Below are 25386 nucleotides of genomic sequence, written 5' to 3' on the forward strand. Positions count from 1 at the left end.
GCTCCCCCGCGGGGGAGCCGGCCCGTACGCGCGTCCGGAGGCCGGTCAGAGGACGCGGGCGAGGATCCGCGAGTTGCGCCGGGGCGAGAGCGAGCCGGCCCAGGCGGCCGGCGCCCGGCCCGCGTCCGCGGGGGCGAAGCCGTGCCGGAGGAACAGGGCGCCGCTCCCGGTCGTCGCGGTGAACAGGGCGCCGAGTCCGAGGGAGTTCGCGCGGAGCAACGCGCCGCGCAGGAGCATGGCACCGATGCCGCGGCCCTGGCTGCGGGGCGCGACGCAGAAGTTGTACAGGACACCGGCGGGCCCGCTGCCGCGCACCGGGTCGGCCGGGTGGACGCCGAGGCCGAGGCAGCCTTCGAGGGTCCCGTCGGAGGTTTCCACGAGCAGGAAGTCGGCGGCGTCCGACAGGTAGAGGGAGAAGGGGCGCGCGCGGAGCGCTCCGGACTGCACGAACGGTCGTGACAGGGCCGAGAGGGCGACGGCGTCGCGGGGTTGCGCGGAGCGCACGGGAAGGACGGCGGGCAGGGGGGTGCGGGCGGACCGGGCGGCGGTCCGCGGAGTGGCCGTGATCAAGGGTTCCCTTTCCTTACGGCTCCAGCACGCGCGGAAGGCGGCAGGATCGCCGCACCGCTGGAACCATCAACTAAGGTTAGCCTTACTTAAGCTGACGGACCAAACTCCGCACCGGTCACGAGCCGGGGCGGCACGGCGCCAGACGCCGCGGGCTCGGCCGACAAGATCCGAAAGAGACGGCCTACGCGCAGGGGCGGCCCGGGTAGTCGGGGCCCTCGGGCACACCGGCCGCGCGCATCCGACGCAGCACCTCGGAGCGGGTCGCGTCGTCGTCGATGTGGACGGGACAGTTGATCTCCCGGTCGAAGACCATGGTCTCCTCGTCCAGGTCCCAGATGACCCAGCGGAGTTCGTCCTCGGGCTCCTGCCACAGGTACGCGAACGCCTCGGCCTCCGCGGCGCTCTCCGTGCGCGTGCTCACAGCGCCTTCGCCCCTTCCGACTCCACGCCGTCCACGTACGTGGCGACCACCTCGATCTCACCGATGCGCGAGGTGCCGACGCGCCGCGGATCGTCCCCCAGCACCACCAGGTCGGCGCGCTTGCCCGGGGCGAGGCTGCCGGCGCTGCCGTCCCAGTGGCAGGCGTACGCCCCGGCGACCGTGTACGCGTACAGGGCCTGGTCCACCGTGATGCCCTCGTCCGGGCCGATGGTGAGGCCCGACGACGAAGCGCGTTCGACCATGAACTGGACGGCCCGCAGCGGCGATCCGTCGGTGACGGGCCGGTCCGAGCTGCCGACCAGGGTGATGCCGTGGTCGAGGAAGCCGCGGCCCCGGTACAGCCAGGGGGCCCGCTCCTCCCCCATGATGGCGGCGTAGTCGTCGCCGAACGAACGCAGGAAGTTCGGCTGGACCACCGCGCTCACCCCGAGGCGCGCGAAGCGCGGCAACTGGTCGGGCCGGATCAGGCCCGCGTGTTCGACGCGGTGCCGGGCGTCCGGGCGCGGCCGCAGGCGCTGCGCGCGTTCGATGGCGTCCAGGGCGAGGTCGGCGGCCCGGTCCCCGATGGCGTGGACGGCGAGCTGCCATCCGGCGAGGTGGCCGTCGACGATGGTGTCGGTGAGGCGCTCCGCGTCGTCCTGGAGCTGACCGGCGTGCTCCGAGCCCTGGTACGGGCTCGTGAGGGCGGCCGTACGGGCCATCATCCCGCCGTCGGTGTAGATCTTGAGCGCACCGAGGGAGAGCCAGTCGTCGCCGAAGCCGGTGCGCATGCCGAGGTCGAGCGCGCGGGGGATGCCGTCGGAGGTCTGCGGTTCGACGGGCCGCAGGGTGTCGGCGGCCGCCATGAGCTGCACGCGCAGCGGCAGCCGGCCCTGGTCGCGCAGGAGTTGGTACGCCCCGAGCTCGACCGTGCTGTGGCCCAGCAGGCCTCCGCCGATGCCGGCCTCGGCGCAGGCGGTGACCCCTTCGGCCAGGCAGGTCCGCGCGGCGCGCTCGACGGCGTCCGCGAGTTCCGCCTGCGCGTACGGCGGGCGCAGCGCGCGGGCGGCGCTCATGGCGCCCTCCGCGAGGAAGCCGTTCTCGTGGGGGACGTCGGCGGGGAGCCGGTCCAGCACGGCGCTGTTGACCACGCAGGCGTGTCCGGAGTCGTGCATCAGGAAGACCGGGTGGCCGTCGCTGACGCGGTCGAGTTCGGCGGCGGTCAGGTGGCGCCCCAGCCCCCGCTGGTCGTACCCGGCCACGTCCACCCAGGCTCCGGGCACGCGCTGCCGGGAGACGGCCTCCGCGACGACCGCCAGGACGTCGTCGATCCGCGTGCACGGCGCGACGCTCGGGGTGCCTGCCTTCAGGCCCGTCCAGGCGAGGTGGACGTGGCTGTCGATGAACCCCGGCAGCACGGTGGCGCCCTGGAGGTCGATCACCTCGCGCGCCGGGAGGGAGGTCACCGCGTCGTCCAGGCCCACGATCCGGCCGTGCCAGATGCCCAGGTCGTGGGCGACCGGGTGGTCCGGGTCCATCGTGAGGATGTTGGCGTTGGTCAGCCGGGTGGTGAGCATGGAGGTCCGTCCCTAGGAGGTGGCGGGTGCGGCGGTCCGCTTGCGGGCGGTGGGCACCATCAGGGGCGTGCCGGTCTCCGGGTCGTCGATGATCCGGCAGGACAGGCCGAACACGTCCTCGATGAGCTCCTCGGTCATGATCGTCGACGGGTCCCCCTCCGCGGCGACGATGCCTCCCGGCTTCATCACCACGAGGTGGGTGGCGTAGCGGCAGGCCTGGTTGAGGTCGTGCAGGACCGCGACGATCGTGTGGCCCTTGTGCTCGTGCAGGTCGGCGCACAGGTCGAGCACCTCGACCTGGTGGGCGATGTCGAGGTAGGTGGTCGGCTCGTCCAGCAGCAGGATGGACGTCTGCTGGGCCAGCACCATGGACAGCCACACGCGTTGCCGCTGGCCGCCCGAGAGGTCGTCGACGGGACGGTCGGCCAGCGGCAGCACGCCGGTCTGGCGCATCGCCTCGGCGACCGCGGCCTCGTCCTCGGCGGACCACTGCTTGAGCAGCTTCTGGTGCGGGTAGCGGCCGCGGGCCACCAGGTCGCCCACGGTGATGCCGCCCGGCGCGGTCGAGGACTGCGGGAGCAGGCCGAGCCGGCGGGCCACCTCGCGGGACCGGTAGGACGCGATGGCCGCTCCGTCGAGGTAGACCTCGCCGGCCTGCGGTTTGATCATTCTGGCCAGCGCCTTGAGCAGGGTGGACTTCCCGCAGGCGTTCGGCCCGATGATCACCGTGAAGGAGTGGTCGGGGATGACCACGTCCAGGGAGGTGGCCACGGTCCGCTGGTCGTAGGAGAGGGTCAGCTCCTCGGCCCTCAGTCGGGCCGTGGGAGGAAGGGTCTCAGTCATGCGCGGCTCTTTCGTGACTCCGTGACCAGCAGCCAGATGAGGTACAGCCCGCCGATGGTGCCGGTCGCCGTGCCCACCGGCAGGAGGGCGGGAGAGAAGATGCGCTGGACGGCGAGGTCGCTCCCCGCCAGCAGGACGGCGCCCGTGGCCGCGGCCGGCACCAGGGCCGGGCCGGACGACCGGGTGAGCTTCCGGGCGATCTGGGGGGCCGCCAGCGCGACGAACCAGATGGGGCCGGTCACCGCGGTGGCGAACGCCGCCAGCGCGACGCTGATGACGAGCAGGGCCGTACGGCTCGCCCCCACGTTGACGCCCAGGGCCTTGGCCGTGTCGTCGCCCATCTCCACCATGGAGAGCCTGCGGGCGAACACCAGGGCGAGCGGCAGCAGTACGGCGACGGCGGTGCCGATCGCGGTGGCGTGGTCCCAGCCCCGGTTGCCGAGGCTGCCGATGAGCCAGGCCTGGGCCTCCAGGGCCTCCTGCCAGCTCGCCCGGGTGATCAGGTAGGAGTTGGCGGCGAGCAGCAGGGCGCTCACGCCGATGCCGATGACCACGAGGCGGAAGCCCTGCACTCCGCCGCCGACGACGAGCAGGTAGATCGCCCCGGCGGTGAGGAGTCCGCCGACGAGGGCCCCGAGGGCGATCTGGGTCATGCTGCCGTGCAGCACGACGATGACGACGAGGGCTCCGGTCGCCGATCCGTTGGTGAAGCCGATGATGTCGGGGCTGCCCAGCGGGTTGGCGGTCAGGCTCTGCAGGATGGCTCCGCTGACGGCCAGGGCCGCGCCGACGCACAGGGCCGTCACGAGCCGGGGCATGCGCAGCGTGTTGACGACGAAGTCGGCCGCGCCGCCGCCGTGGCCGAAGAGCGCCCGGAGCACCTCGCCGACGGACAGGTCGAAGTCGCCCGTCGTCAGGGACACCCCCATGACGGCGACGAGGAGGGCCAGCAGGATCACGGTCACGGCCACCGTGCGGCCCTGCACCCGCAGGGAGTACCGACCGCCCCGGGTGCGCAGGACCGAACCGCTCAGGATGCGGGGCGCGGGGCCCGCGTCCCCGGAGGTCCGGGACGCGGGGACGACGGGGGCGTCGGCGTCGGGTGCGGCACTCACAGCATGACCAACTTTCGGCGGCGGCACAGCGCGATGAACAGCGGTGCGCCGAGGAACGCGGTGACGATGCCGACCTGGACCTCGCCCGGCGCTCCGAGCACCCGGCCCAGTACGTCGGAACCGATCAGCAGGACGGGCGCGATGAGCATCGAGTACGCGAGCACCCAGCGCTGGTCGGGTCCCACCACGAAGCGGGCGACGTGCGGAACGGCCAGGCCCACGAAGCCGATCGGCCCCGCGGCGGCGGTCGCCGCACCGCACAGCAGCATCACGGCGAGGGCGCCCAGCACCCGGGTCCGGTTGACGTTGACCCCGAGGGCGCGGCCGACCTCGTCGCCCATGCCGAGGGCGTTGAGCGAGGGGGCGAGCAGGAGCGCGATGAGCAGGCCCGCGCCGACGAACGGCAGGATCACGTACAGGAAGTCGAGGTCGCGGCCGGAGAGGGAACCCACGGTCCAGAACCTGAACTGGTTGAAGGCCCGCGGATTGAGCATCAGGACCGCCGTGTTGAAGGCGGTCAGCACCGCCGTCACGGCGGCGCCCGCGACGACCAGCCGGTCGGGGGTGGCCAGCGACCGGCCGGACGAACCCAGCAGGTAGACCACGACCGAGGCGATCGCGGCGCCGGCGAACGCGAACCAGACGTAGCCCAGGGCGGCGCCGATCCCGAGGAAGGCGATGGCCGTGACGACGCCGGTGGAGGCGCCGAGGCTCACGCCGAGCAGACCGGGGTCGGCGAGCGGATTGCGGGTCAGGGCCTGCATGAGCGCGCCGGACAGCCCCAGGGCGACGCCCACGGTGAGGCCGAGGAGGGTGCGGGGGATCCGGTACTCGTGGATGATGACCGAGGCCTGCGATCCGTCAGGGTGCCACAGCACGCTCCATGTCGAGGCGAACGGGATCCCCTTGGTGCCGACCCACACGCTGAGCAGCCCGGTCAGGACCAGTGCGGCGAGCCCGACGAGCAGCCCCACCGCGCGGACGGCCGCCACGGACCGGGACGCCGCGGGCGCGACCGGGCAGCCGGCCCCGCTCTCGGCCGCCGCCTGGGTTTCGATCAACAACAGCGACTCTCCCTGGCGGCATCTCGCCGGTGTAAGAACATGACGTACGGATCAAAGACTACTTAGGTGACCCTAACCGCACCTGCCCTACACGGTCAACGCGCTGACACCGGCCACAAGTAGGGCATCCGGGCCCGCGGGCAGAGGCATGGGGCGAGGCTTGCTTAGAGTAGCCTTACCTAACTATCCGACCATCTCACGGAGGCACGCATGCTCGACGGAGGACCGACGGGGAGCCAAGTCCTCCGGAAGGCGGTGGGGGGCCAGCGCCGCCGGGTCGTGACGGCCTCGATGCTCGGCATGGCGCACCAGGGCTGCGAGGCCCTGGTGCCCGTCGTCATCGGAGTCATCATCGACCAGGCCGTCGCGACCGGTTCCACCGGGTCCCTGCTGCGCTGGCTGCTCGTCCTCGCCGCGCTCTTCTTCGCGCTGTCCACGTGCTACCGGATCGCCGCGCGGATCACCGACGGATCCGCGGAGTACGCCTCCCACGGCCTGCGCCTGACCCTGGGCGCCAAGGTGCTCGACCCGCGCGGCGGCGCCGACCGGGGCCGGCTGCCCGGAGCGCTCACCGCCATCGCCACCGGCGACGCGACCCGGGTGGGCGCGACCGCCGCCGCGGTGACGTACGCGCTGTCGGGCGCCGCCGGACTCGTCATCAGCGCGGTGGCGCTGCTGCGCATCTCGGTGCCGCTGGGCCTGCTGATCCTGCTGGGCGTACCGCCCCTGCTGTGGCTGGGCCACCTCATCAGCCGGCCGCTGGAGGAGCGCAGCGAGGTCGAACAGGAGCGCGCCGCGCACGCCTCGGGCGTCGCCGCCGACCTCGTCGCGGGACTGCGGGTGCTCAAGGGCATGGGCGCCGAGGCGGCCGCCGTGTCCCGGTACCGGCGAACGAGCCGGGACTCGCTGGCGGCGGCGCTGCGGGCCGCCCGCAGCCGGGCCTGGCACGACGGCGCGATCCTCGCGCTGACCGGGACGTTCATCGCCGTCATCGGACTGGTCGGCGCGCACCTGGCGATGAGCGGCTCGATCAGCGTGGGCGAACTCGTCGCGGCCGTCGGCCTCGCCCAGTACCTGCTGGGCCCGTTCCAGCTCCTGACCTACGTCAACGGCGAGTTCGCCCAGGGCCGCGCCTCCGCGGAGCGGATCGCCGAGGTGCTCGCCTCGCCGCCCGCCGTCGCGGCCGGGACGGCCGCGCTGCCGGATCCGGTCACCGGCCGGATCCGGCTCCGCGGCGTCTCGTACGGGTCGCTGCGCGGCCTGGACCTCGACGTCGCGCCCGGAAGCCTGATCGGTGTCGTCGCCGGTGACCCGGCCGCAGCCAACGACCTGCTGCTGTGCCTGGGCCGTGAGGCGGACCCCGACGAGGGCGTGATCGAGCTCGACGGCGTACCGCTGACCGAACTGGACCCCGAGACCGCGCGCCGGGCCGTCCTGGTCGCCCATCACGACGCCGACCTGTTCGAAGGCAGCCTGCTCGACAACGTCCGCGCCGCCATGGACACCGACGCGCGGGACGCCGGTCCGGCGCTGGCCGCCGCGGCGGCGGACGACGTCGCACGGGCCCTCCCCCGGGGCGTCGACACGGTCCTCACCGAGCGCGGCCGCTCCCTGTCCGGCGGCCAGCGCCAGCGCGTGGCCCTGGCCCGGGCCCTCGCCGCGGACCCCCCGGTGCTGGTCGTGCACGATCCGACCACCGCCGTCGACACCGTCACGGAGTCGCACATCGCGGCCCGGCTGCGGCGGCTGCGGCCCGACCGCACCACCTTCCTGGTCACCACGAGCCCCGCCCTGCTCGCCGAGACGGACCGGGTCGTCGTCCTCGACGGCGGCGCCGTCAGCGCGCAGGGCCGCCACCAGGACCTCGTCGCCGACGACACGGCCTACCGCGCGGCGGTGCTGGCATGACCGATCCCCACGCGATCAGCGCGCCCGACCCGGGCGCGGGCACCGAAGACGCAGCCGACGAAGGACAGAAGATGAGCGGACCGAGCACCCCGGAGCGCGAACTGCTGCCCACGGCAACCGGGGCGCAGACCGTCGGCGTGCTCGGCTCCCTGCTCCGCGGCCACCGGCTGCTGGCCGTCACCGCGCTGACCGTACTGGTCCTGGGCACGGGCGTCGGTCTGCTGACCGCTCCCCTGCTCGGGCGCATCGTCGACCTGGTCGTCGAACAGCGCGGCTCCGCCTCGCTGACCGTGCCGATGGTCCTCCTGCTCGTGGTGGCGGTGGCCCGCGGTGTCGCCACCGCGATCGGCAGTTCCCTGGTCGCGCGGCTCGGCGAGACGGTCCTGGCCTCTCTGCGCGAGCGGTTCATCGCGCGGGCCCTGCGGCTGCCCCTCGAACGCGTCGAGAAGGCGGGTTCCGGAGACCTCACCTCGCGGGTGACCCAGGACGTGACCGTCATCGCGCGGGCGGTGCGCCAGGCCCTGCCCGAGTTCGCCGGCGCCCTGCTCACCATCGCGCTGACCCTGGTCGGCCTGGCCGTACTGGACTGGCGGTTCCTCGCGGCGGTCCTGCTCGCCGTACCGGTCCACGTCCTGTCCGTCCGCTGGTACATCCCCCGCGCCTCCAAGGTGTACGCCGAGCACCGCGTGGCGACGGGAGCCCTGCAGCACCAGCTCCTCGACAGCATCGGCGGCGTGCGCACCGTACGCGCGTTCCGGCTGGGCGACCGGCACTCCCGGCTCCTGGAACAGCGGTCCCGGGAAGCCGTGGACCTCGCGCTGCGCGGCATCCGGCTCGTGTCCGGGTTCTTCTCGCGGCTCAACCTGGCCGAGTTCATCGGCCTGGCGGCGGTCCTGCTGACGGGGTTCTTCCTCGTCGACGACGGATCGGTGAGCATCGGCACGGCCACCGCGGCCGCGCTCTACTTCCACAGCCTCTTCAACCCCGTCAACGCCGCGCTCTTCCTCATCGACGAGGCGCAGTCGGCCGGCGCGAGCCTCGCCCGCCTGGTGGGCGTCTCCAGCCTGCCGGCCGAGCGGGAGGCCGCGGAGCGGACCGGCCGGATGGCCGGATCGGTCGAGGTCCGCGGCCTGAACCACGCGTACGTCCCGGGGCACCGGGTCCTGCGCGACGTCGACCTGGAGGTCGGCGACGGCGAGCGGGTGGCGCTGGTCGGGGCGAGCGGCGCCGGGAAGACCACGCTGGCGAAGCTCATCGCCGGCGTCCACGACCCGTCGGACGGCTCGATCGTCCTCGGCGGCGTGGACACGCGCGAACTCGGTCCCGGCGGGATCCGGCGGGCCGTGACCCTGATCTCCCAGGAGGTCCACGTGTTCGCCGGACCGCTCTGCGAGGACATGCGGCTGGCCCGGCCGGAGGCCACCGACGAGGAACTGCGCGCGGCGCTCGACCGGGTGGGCGCGCTGGAATGGGCGCTGGCCCTGCCGGAGGGGCTGGACACGGTGGTCGGAGAGGGCGGGCACCGGCTCACGGTGACCCAGGCCCAGCACCTGGCCCTGGCCCGCCTCGTCCTCGCCGACCCACCGATCGCGATCCTCGACGAGGCCACCGCCGACGCCGGCAGTGCGGGCGCCCGCGTACTGGAAACGGCCGCGCTGGCCGCCCTGGAGGGGCGCACCGGCCTGATGGTCGCCCACCGCCTCCCGCAGGCCGCGACCGCCGACCGCATCGTGGTCCTGGACGGGGGGCGGGTCGTGGAGACCGGCACGCACGACGAACTCGTCGCGGCGGGCGGCCGGTACGCCGACCTCTGGGCGGCCTGGTCCGCCAGCCGCACGGACCCGGGCGACGCGACGCTGCCCGGCCCCCGGAAGGCCTCGCCCCCGACGGCGTCGGCCCGCTGATCCGACGCCCGACCGGACGGCGCGGCTGAACCGCCGCCCGTACGACCGCATGCGGCCCGCGCCGTGTGCCGCTCCCCCGGCCCGGCGCCCGCCGGAGCCGGAGGACGGCACACGGCGCTTTCGCGTACCGGCGACCGGTGCCCCCGGACACGGAAGCCGCCCCCGGCGAGGAGGTGTCTCCCCGCCGGGGGCGGCGTCGTGGTGCCGGGCGGGTCAGCCCTGCAGGGCGACCAGGCTCGCGGGACGCAGGTCGGTCCAGCTCGTCTCGATGTACGTCAGGCAGGCCTCACGGGTGTCCTCGCCGAACACGGTCCGCCATCCCGCCGGCGCGTCGACGAAGGACGGCCACAGGGAGTGCTGGTTCTCGTCGTTGGCCAGGACCAGGAAGCGGCCCTGCGGGTCCTCGAACGGGTTGGTGGTCATGCGTTCTCACTCCTCGTGGACATAACGGTGAACAGCTCCGAGAGCGGCTGTCCGGGCTCGGCCACCACATGGCGCAGCAGCCGGTGAAGTTCTCCGGCCAGCCGGCGGGCCTTGGCCGCGCCGAGCAGGTCGGTGGCGTGGATCAGTTCGCAGTGCACCGGACCGTCGCCGCGCGGCTCGTAGAAGCTGAGCGTCAGCTCCGCCTTCGCCGAACCGGTGGGCACCGCGTGGAAGGATCCCACGCCGCCCTCCAACTGGCCGAGGTCCGCCTGCTCGTGGTGGATCACCATCACCTGCGGTCCCCCGGCGGGCAGGGCGGTGGCGCGGACGACCTCGTCGAACGGGACGTCCTGTCGGTCCAGGGCGCTGAGCGTGGTCTCCCGCACCCGGCGCAGCAGTTCGGCGAAAGTGGGGTCCCCCGCCGTGTCGGTGCGCAGCACCACGGTGTTGAAGAAGCAGCCGACCAGGCCGGCGAGCTGCTCCTCGCCGCGGCCGGCGACCATCGTACCGATGGGCAGGTCGGTGCCCGCGCCGTGGGCGGTGAGCAGGGCCGACAGCGCCGAGTGGAGCACCATGAACATGCTGGTGCCGGTGGCCCGGGCGAGCGCGTCCACGTCGGCGTGGAGCTGCTCGTCCAGGACGAAGGAGACGTAGTCGCCGCCCGGGCCGCGGACGTCCGGGGCCTTGGGGCGCGGTCGGTCCGCGGGGAGCGCCAGCTCCTGCGGGACGCCCTGGAGGTTCTGCCGCCACCAGGCGAGCTGGCGGCCGCCGGTGCTGGTGGGCTCGGCGAGGTCGCCGAGGACCTCCCGCGCCCAGGCCGCGTAGTCGGAGTAGCTGACGGGCAGCGGCTCCCAGGCCGGTGCCCGGCCCTGCTCGCGGGCCTCGTAGGCGGCGGTCAGGTCGCGGAACAGGGGGACGACGGACCATTCGTCCACCGCGAGGTAGTGCGCGGTGAGCAGCAGCGCCTGGTCGCCCCGGGCGCCGGTGAGGAGCGTGGCGCGCAAGGGCGCCTCGCGGGTCAGGTCGGGGTGGAGGGCGGCGAGTTCGGCGAGCCGGGCGTCGAGATCGGCGCAGCCCTCCGTCTCCAGCACCGGGTGCCCGGCGGACTGCCGGTGCACGGCGCCGTCCCGCTCGGTGAAGCGGGTGCGCAGCGGCTCGTGGCGGGTCACCACGTCGTCGAGGGCGGCGGCCAGGGCGGTCGCGTCCAGGGCGCCGGGCGACCGGAGCACCAGTCCGTGGTCGAAGCCGTCCCAGCGCCGGTACGCCGACCACTGCCAGCGCTGTACGGGGGCCGCAGCGGCGTCCGCGGGGGCCGGGCCGTCGGCCGGGCGCAGCGCCGGGCGTGCGGCGGCCGCGCCGTCGAGCTTGGCGGCGAGGCCGGCGACGGTCAGGGCGTCGAAGACGTCGCGGATGCTCAGCTCGACGCCGAACTCGGAGCGGATGCGGCCCAGGAGGCGCATCGAGGCCATGGAGTGGCCGCCGAGGGCGAAGAAGTTGTCGTGGACGCCGACTTCGTCGAGCTGGAGGATCTCTCCGAAGAGGTCCGCCAGCTTCGCCTGGGTGGCGCCCACCGGGCGAGCCCCGCCGGACATGCCGGACCAGTCGGGCGCGGGCAGCGCCTTGTGGTCGAGCTTGCCGTTCGGGGTCAGCGGCAGCGGCCCGTCGAGGACGACGACGAGCGCGGGGACCATGTACTCGGGCAGCTGGCCGGCGACGTGCGCCCGCACGTCCTGCGGGTCGAGGGCGCCGTGCTCCGGGACGACGTACCCGACCAGGCGGACGATGTCCCCCGCACGGTCCGGGACGACGGTGGCCTGGCCGACGCCGGGGTATCCGGCGAGCGCCGCCTCGATCTCGCCGAGTTCGATGCGGAAGCCGCGGATCTTCACCTGGGTGTCGACCCGGCCGAGGAAGTCGAGGTTGCCGTCGCGGCGCCAGCGGGCCCGGTCGCCGGTGCGGTACATGCGGCTGCCGGGCGCGCCGAACGGGTCGGCGACGAACCGTTCGGCGGTCAGCCCGAAGCGGCCGAGGTAGCCGCGGGCCAGGCCGCGGCCGGACACGTACAGCTCGCCGACGACGCCGGGCGGGACGGGCTGGAGCCGGTCGTCCAGGACGTAGGCGGTGGTGTTGGGGTCCGGGACGCCGATCGGCACGCGCGCTCCGGGGCGCAGCCGAGCGTCCCGGGACTCCCACAGGGTGGAGTTGACGGTGGCCTCGGTCAGTCCGTACGCGCAGATCAGGTTCGCGTGGGCGCCGAACCGCTCGAAGAGGTCCGGCGGCACGGTCTCGGTGCCGACCAGGACGGTCGAGCCCTCGGGCAGCACGCAGCCGGCGGGCAGCGCGGAGACCAGGGACGGCGGGAGGATCATGTGGCTGATCCGGTGCCGGGCGAGGAAGTCCGTGAGCGCGGGTCCGGCGACCCGGGCCTCGTCCGTGATGAGGACGAGGCGGCCGCCGTGGCAGAGCGCCATCGCGACCTCGAAGACGAACACGTCGAATCCGATGGAGGCGAACTGCAGGACGCTGCTGTCGGTTTCCAGGCCCATCCGGTCGACCGCGGTGGCGACCAGGCTGGCTATGCCCTCGTGGGGGACGACGACGCCCTTGGGGCGGCCGGTGGAGCCCGAGGTGTAGATGACGTACGCGGCCTGGTCGAGGGCCACCTGCGGGGCGGGCACGGCGGTTTCGGGCTGCCGTGCCAGGTCGGCGGCGGTGCCGTTCTCGTCGAGGAGCAGCACCGGGACGCCGGTGGCGGGGATCTTCCCGGCCACGGGCTCGGTGCCGACGACGAGGGTGGCCCGGGAGTCCTCGATCATGTAGCTGAGCCGGTCCGCGGGGTGGACCAGGTCGAGCGGCAGGAAGGCGGCGCCGAGCTTCAGGGCGGCGAGCACGGTGGCGATCATGTCCGCGGAGCGGGGCACGGCCACGCCGACCACGCTCTCCGTACCGACGCCCCGGGCGGCCAGCAGGTGGGCGATCCGGTTGGACCGGGCGTCCAGCGCGGCGTAGTCGAGGCGGGTGTCGCGGTCGACGACGGCGACCGCGCCGGGGCGCTCGGCGACGTGCCGGGCGAACAGGGCGGGCAGGGACAGCTCGTCGACCTCGCGCGGCGCGCCGTTGAAGCCCTCCAGGACCAGCGTCCGCTCGTCGCCCACGAGGAGCGGGGCGGCGGACACGGGCCGGTCGGGGGCGGCGGCGAGGGCGCCGGTGAGGGCCGCGAGGCGCTCGCCGATCAGTTCGGCGGTCTCCTGGTCGAAGAGTTCGGTGGCGAACTCCAGGCGGCAGACCAGGGAACCGCCGTCGCCGTCGGCCGCGGTCTCCTCGGTGAAGCTGAACACCAGGTCGAACTTGGCGGAGCGGATGCGGAAGGGCACGTGCTCCACGCCCAGGCCGGCCAGGTCCAGTTCGCCCTCGGTGCGGGCGTGGTAGCCGACCATCACCTGGAACAGCGGGTTGCGGGCCAGCGAGCGGGTGGGGTTGAGCTTCTCCACGACCGACTCGAAGGGCACGTCGGCGTGCGAGAACGCGGCCAGGTCGGTGTCGCGGACCCGGCCGAGCAGTTCGGTGAACGTGGGGTCGCCGCTGAGGTCGGTGCGCAGCACCAGGGTGTTGACGAAGAAGCCGACGAGGTCGTCGAGGGCCTCGTCGCCGCGGCCGGCGATGGGCGAGCCGAGCGGGATGTCGGTGCCGGCGCCGAGGCGGTGCAGCAGGGTCGCGACGGCGGCGTGGACCACCATGAACATGCTGACGCCGTTGTCCCTGGCGAGCCGCTTCAGGCCCTGGTAGGCCCGGCCGTCGAACGCGACGTCGAGTTCCGCGCCGGTGAAGGCGGGGCGGGCCGGACGCGGCCGGTCGGTCGGCAGTTCCAGTTCCTCGGGGGCGCCGTCCAGGGTGCGGTGCCAGTGGTCGAGCTGGCGGGCGGCCAGGCTCCGGGCGTCGGCCGGATCGCCGAGCAGCTTCTGCTGCCAGAGCGCGTAGTCGGCGTACTGGACCGGGAGCGGCTCCCAGGCGGGGGCGCGGCCGGAGCGGCGGGCGGCGTAGGCGGCGGCCAGGTCGCCGAGGAAGGGGCGGTCGGACCACTCGTCGGTGGTGATGTGGTGCAGGAGGATCACGACGACGTGCTCCTCGGGCGCCACCTCGACGAGGGTGGCGCGCAGCGGCAGCTCGGCGGCGAGGTCGAAGGGGCGGTTGACGGCCGCGTCGACGAGGGCGCCGACCTCCTCCTCGGTGGCGCGCAGGTGCTCGACCGGCGGCTGGGCCCGCCCGGCGGGCAGGACCCGCTGGCAGGCCCGGCCGTCGCGCTCGGCGAAGAGGGTGCGCAGGGCCTCGTGGCGGTCCGTGACGTCCGCGAGGGCGGCCCGCCAGGCGTCCACGTCGAGGTTCCCGCGCAGTCGCATGACCAGCGGGAAGTTGTAGGCGGCGGAGGTGTCCTCGATCTGCTGGATGACCCACAGTCGCTGCTGGGCGTGCGAGAGCGGCAGTTCGTCGGGACGCTCGCCGGCGACCAGGGCGGGGCGGGCGTCGCCCTGCGATCCGGCGGCGCGCTCGACGAGTTCGGCGACGGTCGGGGCCTCGAAGAGGTCGCGGATCGCGAGCTCCGCGGCGAGCGCGGTGCGGGCCCGGGCGATGAGCCGGGTCGCGAGCAGCGAGTGCCCGCCGAGCTCGAAGAAGTTGGCGTCGATGCCGACGCTGCCCTCCGCGAGGCCGAGGACCTCGGCGAACAGCGCGCAGAGGGTCTCCTCCTGCGGCGTCCGCGCGGACCGGCCGGCGCCGGCGCCGGCGAACTCCGGGACGGGCAGGGCCCGGGTGTCGAGCTTGCCGTTGACGGTCAGCGGCAGCGTGTCCACGGCCATCAGGGCGGCCGGGACCATGTAGTCGGGCAGGGTGGCCTTGAGGTGCTCGCGCAGGCTCTGGACGAGGGCCTCGCCGCGTTCGGCGGACTCCTCGGGAACCACGTAGCCGACGAGGCGCTTGCCGGCGGCCTGCTCGTTCACGACGACGGCGGCGTGGGCCACGTCGGGGTGGACGGACAGGGCGGTGGAGATCTCGCCGAGCTCGATGCGGTAGCCGCGGATCTTGACCTGGTCGTCGGTGCGGCCGAGGAAGTCGATCAGGCCGTCGGGGCGCTGGCGCACGAGGTCGCCCGTACGGTACATGCGCTCGCCGGGCGCGCCGAACGGGTCGGCGACGAACCGCTCGGAGGTGAGCCCGGGCCGGTCGTGGTAGCCGCGGGCCAGGCCGGTGCCGGCGATGTAGAGCTCGCCGGGGCAGCCGGGCGGGACCGGGCGCAGCATGGCGTCGAGGACGTAGCCGCGGGTGTTGCGGATGGGGCGGCCCACCGTGGGGGTCGGGCTGTCGGCGGTGGAGCCGCCGAGGGTGTTGATCGTGTACTCGGTGGGGCCGTACAGGTTGTAGCCGTAGGTGTCCTCGGTGTCGGCGAGGCGGGTCCACACGGTGTCGGAGACGGCCTCGCCGCCGAGCAGGACCAGCGCGGGCCGGTGCTTGCCCGCGCTCTCGTCCCGGTCGAGGAGTCCCTCCTCGATCAGCAGCTGGGCGTAGGTGGGGGTGACGTTGACGACGTCGATGCGGTGGTCGTCGCAGTAGGCGACCAGGGCCTCGGCGTCGCGGCGCAGTTCCTCGTCGCAGACGTGGACCTCGTGGCCCTCGACGAGCCAGAGCAGCTCCTCCCACGACATGTCGAAGGCGAAGGAGACGGTGTGCGCGATGCGCAGGCGGCGGCCGCCGGCCGCGGCGATCGCCGGGTCGAACACCTCCACCTGGTGGTTGAGCTGCATGTTCGTCAGACCGCGGTACGGGGTGACGACGCCCTTGGGCTTGCCGGTCGAGCCCGAGGTGTAGATGACGTAGGCGGGGTGCTCCAGGCGGCCCGCGACCGAGTGCGCGAACGCGGGGCGCTCGGCGTCGGTGACCTCGCCACCGGGGTGCGCGGCCAGCTCGGCGGCGACGGCCGGGTCGTCGAGGGCGACCTCGGGGGCGAGCGGTCCGGACGCGGCGTGCAGGGTCGGGGCGACCGCGAGGGTGGTGAGCAGGCACAGCGGCCCGGTGTCCTCGACCATCAGGCGCAGCCGGTCGGCGGGGTGGTCCAGGTCGAGCGGCAGGTAGGCGGCCCCGGTCCGCAGGACCGCGAACAGGGCGACGACCATCTCGATCGAGCGGGGCAGGGCCAGGGCCACGGTCCGCTCGGGGCCGGCGCCGCGGGCCAGCAGCAGCCGGGCCAGCCGGTTGATGCGGGCGTCGAGTTCGGCGTACGTGAGCGAGGTGTCCCCGAAGACGAGGGCGACGGCGTCGGGGGTGCGGGCGACCTGCGCGGCGAGCATGTCGGCGACGGTTTCGTCGGGGACCGGCTGGTTGGCGGCGGCCCAGGCGGCGGTCAGCTCGGCGTGCTCGTCGGGGAGCAGCAGGTCGAGGGTGCCGACCGGGGCGGTGAGGTCGCCGAGGAGGCGCTCCACCAGGGTCCGGTAGCGGTTCAGGGTGGCGGCGGCCCGGTCGTCGTCGACGAGGTCGGGCCGGTACTCCAGCTTGACCTGGACGCGCTCGGCCGGGTTGACGATCAGGGTCATCGGGTAGTGCGTGGAGTCGACGCTGCCGACTCCGGTGATGCCGTGGCGGTCGGTGAGCTCGCGGAAGGCGCCCTCGTCGGCGAAGTTCTGGAGCACGTACAGGGTGTCGAAGAGGACCGGGTGGCCGCCGGCCCGCTGGAGCTCGGCGAGGCCCAGGTACTCGTGGTCCATCAGCGCCATGCGCTCGGACTGGACGCGCCGCAGCAGGTCCGCGACCGTCTCCTCGGGGCGCAGGGCGATGCGCAGCGGGACGGTGTTGAGGAACATGCCGATGGTCGACTCGGCGCCGGGCACCTCGGCGGGGCGGCCGGCGACGGTCGCGCCGAACACCACGTCGCTGCGGCCGACGGCGGCGGAGAGCACCAGGGCCCAGGCCGCCGACAGCACCGCGTTGATGGTGAGGCCGTGGGCGCGGGCACGGCCGCGGAGCCGGTCGCTGAGGTCGGCGCCGAGGTCGAGGGAGTGACGGCGGGGGATCGTCGGCTCGCCGCCGCGGTCCTTGGCGACGAGGGTGGGCTCGTCGAGGCCGGCGAGCGCGGTGCTCCAGGTGGCGCGGGCCGCGTCGAAGTCCTGGTCGGCGAGCCAGCTCAGGTAGTCGCGGTAGCTGCCGGGGGCGGCGAGGCCGGTGTCGTCTCCGGCCGCCGCGTAGAGGGCCAGCAGCTCGTCGAGGAACAGGGACTGGGACCAGCCGTCCCAGGCCACCAGGTGGTGGCTGAGCATCAGGCGGTCGGTGTTCTCGGTGAGCCGGATGAGCTGGAGCCGGAACAGCGGGGGCGCGGCCAGGTCGAAGCGGCGCAGCCGGTCGGCGTCGGCGATCTCGGTGAGGCGGGCCTGTCGCTGCTCCTCGGTGAGGCCGGTCAGGTCGGTCTCGGTGAGCGGGACGGGGACCTCGCCGGCCGGGCCGACGAACTGCACGGGCGCGGGGAGCCCCTCGGAGGTGATGCCGGCGCGCAGGCCGGAGTGCCGGGCGAGCAGGGCGGCGCAGGCGGTGCGCAGCCGCTCCAGGTCCAGGCGGTGGCCGAAGTCGAAGCAGTCCTGGGCGGTGTAGACGTCCAGGCCGTCGGTGTCGTAGCTGGCGTGGAAGTGGATGCCCTCCTGCAGCGGGGACAGCGGCCAGATGTCGGCGACGGGGACCGGGCTGGTCTGCTGGACCCGGTCGATCTCGCCCTGGGTGAGCCGGACCAGGGGCAGGTCGGAGGGGGTCAGCGCGCCGGTGGCGGAGCCGGAGCCGGCGGCCTGGGCGATGAGCTCGCGCAGGGCCTCTGCCCAGGCCAGGCCGAGGGCGCGGACGTCGTCCTCGCCGAGGGTCCGGTCCGCCGGCCAGGTCCAGGTGGCCCGCAGCTCGGGACCGTGCGGGGTCTCCGCGCAGACCGCGTTGACCTGGAGCGGGTACGGCATGGCGAGGTCGGCGTCCGCTTCCACGGACAGGGCGTCGGACTCGGCGGCGGGCGCCCAGTCGACGGCCTGGTCGGCGGGCAGCCGGCCGAAGTAGTTGAACAGCACCTGGGCGGTGGACAGCTGGGCGAAGACCGGGGCGAGCTGCGGGTTGAGGTAGCGCAGCATGCCGTATCCGGCGCCGGAGTCGGGGGCCGAGCGGACGGCCTCCTTGACCGCCTTCAGGGTGCCGAGGGCGCCGTCGGCGGCGGGCAGCCGGACCGGGTGCAGGCCGGTGAACCAGCCCACGGTGCGGGACAGGTCCAGGGCGGTGCCGTCGCGGCCGTGGCGTTCGAGGTCGACGAGCAGGTCGCCCGCCGCGTCGCCGCCGCGGCCGGACTGCCAGCGGGACACCGCGAGGCGCAGGGCGGCGAGGAGCACCTCGGTGACGTCGGCTCCGGCGCCGGCGGGGACGGCCGTCAGCAGGGCGCGGGTCTCGTCGGTGGTGAGGGTGACGGTGTGGTCCCGGGCGGAGCCGGCGGTGCCGGACCGGTCGGCGCCGGGGACCAGCTCGGCGCCGGGGGCCAGGGTCTTGGCCCAGTAAGGGAGTTCGGCCTGCCGCTGCGGGGAGGTGGCCTGTTCGGCGACCTCCCGGGCGAAGCGGCGCAGGGAGGTCGGTACGGGCTCCAGCTCGGGGCGCTGCCCCTGGAGCACGGCGTCCCAGGCGGCGGCGAGGTCGCCGAGCAGGACGCGCCAGGACACGCCGTCGACGACCAGGTGGTGGACGACGAGCAGCAGCCGGCCGGACAGGCCGGCGCCGGCGTCGAACCAGACGGCCTGGAGCATCACGCCGGTGTCGGGGTCCAGGCGGCCGGCGGCCGCGTCCGACTCGCGGGTGATCAGGGCGCGCAGGGCGGTGTCGTCGAGTCCGGTGGCGTCGGCGCGGCGCAGTACGGCGGCGGCGTCGACGCTGCCGGCGGGGCTGGTGGCGGCGGACCACAGGGCCGGGATGGCGGGGCCGAGGTCCATGCGGGTCAGGGAGGTCCGCAGGCCGTCGTGGTGGTCCAGTACGGCCTGCAGGACGCGGGTCAGCCGGTCGGTGTCGGCGTCCGCGGGTGCCTGGAGCAGCATAGACAGGTTGAAGCGGCCGATGGGTCCGCCGTCCTCGCGGAGCTGGTGGACGATCGGCAGCAGGGTGATGTCGCCGACGCCGTCGGTGTCGGCGGCGGGAGCGGCGGCGGCGTCCGCGCCGCCGGTGGCGGCGGCGAGGGCGGCCGGCGTGCGGTGCTCGAAGACCTCGCGGGGGCTGACCGACAGGCCGGCCTTGCGGGCGCGGCTGGAGACGGACATGGAGAGGATGCTGTCGCCGCCGAGCATGAAGAAGTCCTCGTCGGCGTCGACCGCGTCGAGGCCGAGCACCTCGGCGAAGATCGTGCAGAGCTGCTGCTCGCGGCCCTCTCGCGAGGAGCCGCGGGCGGTGCTGCGGCGGACCGCCGGGGCGGGCAGGGCCTTCAGGTCGGTCTTGCCGCCCGGGGTGAGCGGGAGCGCGTCGAGGGCGACGAAGTGGCTGGGCACCATGGGCGCGGGGAGCGTTCCCGTCAGGGCGGTCCGCACGGCCTCGGTGTCGAACGCGTCGGCCGCGCCTGCCCGGGCCGGGACGAGGTAGGCGACGAGCTGCTTGACGCCGCGCTCGTCGTCGCGGGCGACGACCACCGCGTCGGCGACGAGTCGCTGGTCCCGCAGGCGGGCTTCGATTTCCCCGAGTTCCACTCGGTTTCCCCTGATCTTGACCTGGTGGTCGGTGCGCCCGAGGTAGGTGAGCACTCCGTCCGCGCTGAACTGGACCATGTCTCCGGTGCGGTACATCCGCGCGCCGGGAGTGCCGAACGGGTCGGCGACGAAGCGTTCCGCGGTGAGCGCGGTGCGTCCGTGGTAGCCGCGGGCGAGCTGGTCGCCGGCGAGGTAGAGCTCGCCCGGTTCGCCCGGGGCCACCGGCCGCAGGTACCGGTCGAGGACGTGCAGCCGGGTGTTCCAGACGGGCCGGCCGATCGGCACGGTGGCCGCTCCGGCGCTCTCGCCGCCCGCCCGCCAGCTGGTGACCTGGATGACGGCCTCGGTGGGCCCGTACACGTTGTGCAGGGGGACGCCGGTGCGGTCCTGCCAGCGGCGGGCGAGCGGGACGGGCAGGGCCTCGCCGCCGCTGAAGGCGCGGCGCAGGGTCGTCCACCAGGGGGCGCCGTCCGCGTCCTCGGCGAGCAGGGCGGTGTACAGGGACGGCACGAGGTCGACGTTGGTGACCCGCTCGGTGCGGATCAGCTCGGCGAGGTAGGCGGGGTCGCGGTGCCCGTCGGGCCGGGCGACGACCACGGTGCCGCCGGTGAGCAGGGGGACGAAGATCTCCTGGACGGAGGGGTCGAAGCTGGTCGAGTACTGGTGCAGCACCCGCTCGCCGGGGCCGAAGCCGAACTCCTCGGCGGTCCAGGCCAGCTGGCCGACGACGGCCCGGTGCGGGACGACGACGCCCTTGGGCAGGCCGGTGGAGCCGGAGGTGTACATCACGTACGCGGCGCCGTCGGGGTCGACGGGGGCGAGCGCGCCCGTCGCGGGGGCGGCCACGGCCGCTTCGGGGCCGTCGAGGAGGACGGGGGCGACCCCGTCGAGGGCGGGCAGCTTCGCCAGGGAGCGCGCGGTGGCGACGACGGTGCGGGCACCGGAGTCGGACAGCATGTGGCGGACCCGGTCGGCCGGGTAGTCGACGTCGACGGGCAGGTAGGCGGCGCCGGCCTTCATGACGCCCAGCAGGGCGACGAGGGTCTCGGCGGACCGGGGCACGGCGACGGCGACCACGGATTCGGCGGTGACGCCGCGGGCGGCGAGCCGGTGCGCGAGCGCCTCGGCGCGGGCGTCGAGTTCGGCGTACGAGGTGTGGCCGTCCTCGTGGACGAGCGCGACGGCGTCGGGGGTGCGGCGCGCCTGCTCGGCGAAGGCGCCGTGCACGGTGCCCGCGGTCAGCTGCCGCTCGGCTCCGGCGAGGGCGGCGAGGGTGCTGCGCTGCTCCTGCGCGGACTGCGCGGCGAGCCGGCCGACCGGCAGGTGCGGGTCGGCCGTGACCTGTTCCAGCACGGCGAGCAGCCGGTCGGCGAAGCGGGCGGCGGCGCGGGCGTCGAGACGGGCCGGGTCGTGGTCCAGCTGGAGCCGCAGCGCCGTGCCGGGCAGCACGGTGAGGGCGAGCGGGTAGTGCACCGCGTCGCGGATCTCGGATCCGAGGATGCGGATGAGGCCCCGCGGGTCGGCGGCGGCGCCGGCCTCGGGGAGGTTCTCGACGACGACGAGGGCGTCGAAGAGGTCGCCCCGGCCGACGGCCCGCTGGATCTCGGCGAGTCCGAGGTGCTGGTGGTCCAGCAGGTCGGCCTGGCCGTCCTGGAAGGCGGTGAGGACCTCGGCCAGGGTCTGCTCGGGGCGCCAGCCGAGCCGGGCGGGCACGGTGTTGATGAGCAGGCCGACCAGGTTCTCGATGTCCTGTACGGGGGCCTGGCGGCCGGAGACGGTGGTGCCGAGGACGAGGTCCTGGGCGCCGACGACGTCGCCGAGCACGAGGCCGAACGCGCCCTGCACGACGGCGGCGAGGGTCAGCCCGAGGCGGCGGGTCGCGGCGGTGAGCGCGGCGGTCCGGTCGGCGGACAGCTCCACGGTGACCCGGCCGGAGGCGGCGCCCGGGGTCTCGCCGGCGCGGAAGGGGAGACCGTCGGTCGCGTCGAGGCCGGCCAGGGCGTCGCGCCAGGCCGCGCGGGCCGCGTCCCGGTCGAGGCCGGCCAGCCAGCCGGTGTACGCCCGGTAGGCGGGGTCCGCCGCGGTCGCCCCGGCGGGGGCGCCGGGGCGGTAGCCGTCGAGCAGTTCCCGCATGACCAGGGAGACGGACCAGCCGTCGACGACGATGTGGTGCATGGTCAGGATCAGGACGGAGCGCTGCGCGCCGAACCGGACCAGGGCCGCGCGCATCAGCGGCGGGGCGCCGAGGTCGAAGCCGCGGGCGCGTTCGGCGGAGGCGGCCTCCAGGGCGGCGGCCGCCTGCCGGGCCGGGTCCTGGCCGGTCAGGTCGGTGAACCGCCAGGGCAGGGCGACGTCGGCGCCGATGACCTGGACGACGGGGCCGTCGGGGTGCTGGCGGAAGGCGGCGCGCAGCAGCGGGTGGCGGTCCAGGAGCCGCTGGACGGAGGCCCGGAGGGCCTCGGGGTCGACGTCCCCGCCGAGCTCGACGGCGTCCTGGACGGCGTAGCCGTCGGCGCCGCCCCGGTCCATGGCCGCGTGGAAGTAGAACCCCTCCTGGAGCGGGGTGGCCGGGACCACGTCCAGCAGGTCGCCGATGCCCTCGGCGAACGCGGCGCGGTCCCCGTCGGCGAGCGGGACCAGGGAGAACGGTTCGGGCAGCGGGGCGGCGGTCCGCGGCGCGTCCGGGGCGGCCGCGGCCGCGCGGGCCAGGGCCGCGACGGTGCGGAGCCGGAACACCTCGCGGGGGCTGATCGCGAGGCCGGCCGCCCGGGCGCGGGTGACGAGCTGGATGGCGACGATGCTGTCCCCGCCGAGCTCGAAGAAGCTGTCGTGGACGCCGACCGACGGCAGTCCGAGGACCTCGGCGAAGAGCGCGGCGAGGGCGGTCTCGGCCGGGGTCGTGGGGGCCGCGTCGCCGGTCAGGGCGGTCCACTGCGGGTCGGGCAGGGCGCGGGCGTCGAGCTTGCCGTTGGGCGTGAGCGGCAGCGGGCCGTCCATGCGGACCACGGCCGAGGGGACCATGTGGTCGGGCAGGCCCTGGGCGACTTCGGCGCGGGCCGCGGTGACGGCGGCCTCGGCTCCGGCGGTGTCCAGGGAGGCGTCCGCGACGAGGTAGGCGACGAGCCGCTTGGCGGCGCGCTGGTCCTCGCGGACGAGGACGGCGGCCTGGGCGATGCCCGGGCAGGCCATGAAGGCGCTCTCGATCTCGCCCGGTTCGATGCGGTGGCCGCGGATCTTGATCTGGCCGTCGGCGCGGCCGAGGAAGTCGAGGTTGCCCTCGGCGGTCCAGCGGACCCGGTCGCCGGTGCGGTACATGCGGGTGCCGGGCTCACCGAAGGGGTCGGCGACGAAGCGCTCGGAGGTCAGGCCGAAGCGGCCGAGGTAGCCGCGGGCCAGGCCGCGGCCGGCGACGTACAGCTCGCCCTCGACGCCGACGGGCACGGGCCGCAGCGCGGAGTCCAGCACGTACGCCCGGGTGTTGGGGTCGGGTTCGCCGATCGGGACGGGTCCCTGCCAGTCGGGGCGGGCGAGCCAGAGGGTGGAGTTGACGCTCGCCTCGGTGAGGCCGTAGGCGACGACGATCTGCAGGCGGTGCGACCAGCGGGCGATCAGCTCGCTCGGGACGGCTTCGGTGCCGACGACGAGCACGCAGCCCTCGGGCAGTTCGCAGTCCTGCGGCAGCGCCGACACCAGCGACGGCGGCAGGATCATGTGGGTGGCGCGGTGGGCCGCGATGTAGTCGGTGAGGGCGGGGCCCGCGACGCGGCGCTCGGTGGGCACGACGATGATCCGGCCGCCGACGCACAGCGACATGACCAGGTCCCAGACCGTCACGTCGAAGCCGACGGAGGCGAACTGGACGACCCGGCTGTCCGGGCCGATGCCTATGCGCTCGGTGGCGGTGGCGATCAGGCTGCCGATGCCGTCGTGGGGGACGACGACGCCCTTGGGGCGGCCCGTGGAGCCGGAGGTGTAGATGACGTACGCGGCCCGGTCGAGCGGGATGTCCAGGCCGAGGGCTGCCGGTTCCTGCGCGGCGAGGGCGGCGGCGGTCCGCGGGTCGTCGAGCCGGAGCAGTTCCAGGCCGGGGAGCTCCGGCAGGCCCTCGGCCTGCTCCCGGGCGGTGACGACGGTACGGGCGCCGGCGTCCCGGAGCATGTACGCGAGGCGGTCCTGCGGGTGGTCGGAGTCCAGCGGCAGGTAGGCGGCGCCGGTCTTCATCACGGCGAGCAGGGCGGTGACGAGCTCGGGCGAGCGCGGCAGGGCCACGCCGACGACGTCCTCGGCGCCCACGCCGCGGGCGGCGAGGAGGCGGGCGAGCCGGTTGGCGGCGGCGTCGAGCTCCGCGTAGGTCAGCTCGGTGTCCTCGCAGACCAGGGCGACGGCCCCGGGGTTGCGGTCCACTTGTGCCTCGAAGGCGGCCGGCCAGGACAGTTCGGGGGAATCGCTCGGGGAGGTGCCGAAGTCCACCAGCAGCCGCTCGCGTTCCTCGGCGGTGGTGAGTTCGAGCCGGCCCACGGGCCGGCCGGGGTCCTCGGCGAAGGCGTCGAGGAGGATGCCGAAGCGCTCCTGGTGGGCGACGAGCGCGTCCTCGGTGCACTGGTCGGCGTCCGCGTCGAAGAGGACGCGGACGGCGCCGCGCACGGATTCGCCGACGCTGACGGCCAGGTCGCTGACCGCGCCCATCCACTGGGGGCGCAGGTCGGACTGGTGGTCGCGGAAGTGCAGCCAGTCGGTGCCGGGGAGGATGTTGACAGTGGGGCCGACGAGCTCGGCCACGCCCTCGACCAGGCCGAGTTCCTTGGCCAGGTCCTCGGCGCGGTAGCGGCCGTGGGTGACGGCCTCGGCGATCCGCGCGTGGGTCTGGGCGAGCAGCTCGGCGACGGTCGTGCCGGGGCGCACGGTCAGCCGCAGCGGCACGATGTTGGAGACCATGCCGGGGACGCCGAGGATGGCGCGGTCCCGGCGGGTGGTGACGGGCAGGCCCAGGACCAGGTCCTGTTCGCCGGTGGTGCGGTGCAGGTACGCGGCCACGGCGGCGACCAGCAGGGCGGACAGCCGGACCCCGGACGCCTGGGCGGCGGCCCTGAGCCGGTCGGTGCCGGCCGCGCTGAGTTCGGTGGTGCGCCGGTAGCGGCGCGTGATGATCTTGTTGCCGGGCTCGACCAGGCGGACCGGCTGCGGCCGGTCGGCGAGGCGTTCCAGCCAGTACGCGCGGTCCTCGGCGTACGTCTCGGAGGCGCGGTAGGCCGCCTCGGAGGCGACGAGCCGAGTCACGTCCCAGTCGACGGGGGCGAGCTCCGGGGTACCGGTGTAGAGCTCGCCGGCCCGCCGGGAGAGCAGGCCGATGCTCTGGCCGTCGATGACGAGGTGGTGGTAGCACTGGTACCAGAGCACCCGGTCGTCGGCGAGCCGGATCAGGGTGTGGGAGAACAAGGGGCCGTCCGCGAGGGCCAGGGGGCGGGCCCGGTGGGCGCCCATCCATTCCCAGGCCGCGCCCTCGGGGTCGGCTTCGGCGCGCAGGTCGACGACGGGGACGTCGACGGGCATGCGGCGGGGGTACTGGCGGGGGCTGCCGTCCCCGGTGGTCGCGAAGACGACGTGGAGGCAGTCCGCCTCCTCGACCACCTGCCGCACGGCGGCGGTCAGGCGGTCGAGGTCGACGTCACCGCGCAGTTCCAGGGTGAACGAGACGTTGAAGGCCGAACTGTCCGGCTCGATCTGCTGGGCGAGCCAGATTCCGGATTGTCCACCGGTGACGGGTGTCCCGGCGGCAGCGGTCCGGTCCGAGTCGGTGTCCATCATCGTTCAGTAGGCCTTTCCCTGGTCCTGCGCG

10 protein-coding genes are annotated in these 25386 nt (G+C 74.6%); 2 read left to right on the forward strand and 8 right to left on the reverse strand.

From position 1 onward, the window contains the following. Nucleotides 1-45 precede the first annotated feature (45 nt). The 6 genes from ACZ6S8_RS22800 to ACZ6S8_RS22825 all read right to left on the reverse strand — a co-directional run bounded on the left by ACZ6S8_RS22800 (nucleotide 46) and on the right by ACZ6S8_RS22825 (nucleotide 5590). Complete coding sequence (locus tag ACZ6S8_RS22800; RefSeq protein ID WP_469458460.1) at nucleotides 46-570, reverse strand: GNAT family N-acetyltransferase; 525 nt, start codon at nucleotides 568-570, stop codon at nucleotides 46-48. A gap of 181 nt (nucleotides 571-751) precedes the next feature. After that, a complete protein-coding gene (locus ACZ6S8_RS22805; protein WP_386530816.1) occupies nucleotides 752-991 on the reverse strand; it encodes a hypothetical protein in 240 nt (79 codons plus the stop codon). Beyond that, on the reverse strand, nucleotides 988-2568 hold the full coding sequence (locus ACZ6S8_RS22810) for an amidohydrolase (protein ID WP_469458462.1): 1581 nt from the start codon (nucleotides 2566-2568) through the stop codon (nucleotides 988-990). Before ACZ6S8_RS22810 ends, ACZ6S8_RS22805 begins: the two co-directional genes overlap by 4 nt. Before the next feature lie 12 nt (nucleotides 2569-2580). After that, nucleotides 2581-3411, reverse strand: a complete 831-nt coding sequence (locus ACZ6S8_RS22815; RefSeq protein WP_469458464.1) for an ABC transporter ATP-binding protein — start codon at nucleotides 3409-3411, stop codon at nucleotides 2581-2583. Continuing rightward, nucleotides 3408-4526, reverse strand: a complete 1119-nt coding sequence (locus tag ACZ6S8_RS22820; RefSeq protein WP_469458466.1) for a FecCD family ABC transporter permease — start codon at nucleotides 4524-4526, stop codon at nucleotides 3408-3410. The genes ACZ6S8_RS22815 and ACZ6S8_RS22820 overlap by 4 nt, the downstream gene beginning before the upstream one ends. Continuing rightward, a complete protein-coding gene (locus ACZ6S8_RS22825) occupies nucleotides 4523-5590 on the reverse strand; it encodes a FecCD family ABC transporter permease (protein ID WP_469458467.1) in 1068 nt (355 codons plus the stop codon). Before ACZ6S8_RS22825 ends, ACZ6S8_RS22820 begins: the two co-directional genes overlap by 4 nt. Before the next feature lie 210 nt (nucleotides 5591-5800). Here ACZ6S8_RS22825 and ACZ6S8_RS22830 point away from each other — a divergent pair, with 210 nt between their 5' ends. Further along, entirely contained in the window at nucleotides 5801-7498 is a 1698-nt protein-coding gene (locus ACZ6S8_RS22830; protein ID WP_469458469.1) for an ABC transporter ATP-binding protein, read from the forward strand. Beyond that, entirely contained in the window at nucleotides 7495-9402 is a 1908-nt protein-coding gene (locus ACZ6S8_RS22835) for an ABC transporter ATP-binding protein (protein WP_469458471.1), read from the forward strand. The genes ACZ6S8_RS22830 and ACZ6S8_RS22835 overlap by 4 nt, the downstream gene beginning before the upstream one ends. 213 nt (nucleotides 9403-9615) lie before the next feature. Here the strand turns inward: ACZ6S8_RS22835 and ACZ6S8_RS22840 are convergent, their stop codons facing one another. Together ACZ6S8_RS22840 and ACZ6S8_RS22845 are read right to left on the reverse strand one after the other, a co-directional pair. Next, the gene (locus tag ACZ6S8_RS22840) at nucleotides 9616-9825 is read right to left on the reverse strand and encodes an MbtH family protein (RefSeq protein ID WP_351270607.1); all 210 of its coding nucleotides are present in this window, start codon (nucleotides 9823-9825) and stop codon (nucleotides 9616-9618) included. After that, nucleotides 9822-25355, reverse strand: a complete 15534-nt coding sequence (locus ACZ6S8_RS22845) for an amino acid adenylation domain-containing protein (protein WP_469458473.1) — start codon at nucleotides 25353-25355, stop codon at nucleotides 9822-9824. The genes ACZ6S8_RS22840 and ACZ6S8_RS22845 overlap by 4 nt, the downstream gene beginning before the upstream one ends. Nucleotides 25356-25386 lie beyond the last annotated feature (31 nt).

The sequence above is a fragment of the Streptomyces sp. NPDC048461 genome (assembly GCF_055587105.1).

What these genes read in the sequence shown, in the direction of transcription:
- ACZ6S8_RS22835 (WP_469458471.1), top strand. Translation starts at nt 7,495, where the DNA reads ATGACCGATCCCCACGCGATCAGCGCGCCCGACCCGGGCGCGGGCACC.
- ACZ6S8_RS22830 (WP_469458469.1), top strand. Translation starts at nt 5,801, where the DNA reads ATGCTCGACGGAGGACCGACGGGGAGCCAAGTCCTCCGGAAGGCGGTG.
- ACZ6S8_RS22810 (WP_469458462.1), bottom strand. Translation starts at nt 2,568, where the DNA reads ATGCTCACCACCCGGCTGACCAACGCCAACATCCTCACGATGGACCCG.
- ACZ6S8_RS22840 (WP_351270607.1), bottom strand. Translation starts at nt 9,825, where the DNA reads ATGACCACCAACCCGTTCGAGGACCCGCAGGGCCGCTTCCTGGTCCTG.
- ACZ6S8_RS22845 (WP_469458473.1), bottom strand. Translation starts at nt 25,355, where the DNA reads ATGATGGACACCGACTCGGACCGGACCGCTGCCGCCGGGACACCCGTC.
- ACZ6S8_RS22815 (WP_469458464.1), bottom strand. Translation starts at nt 3,411, where the DNA reads ATGACTGAGACCCTTCCTCCCACGGCCCGACTGAGGGCCGAGGAGCTG.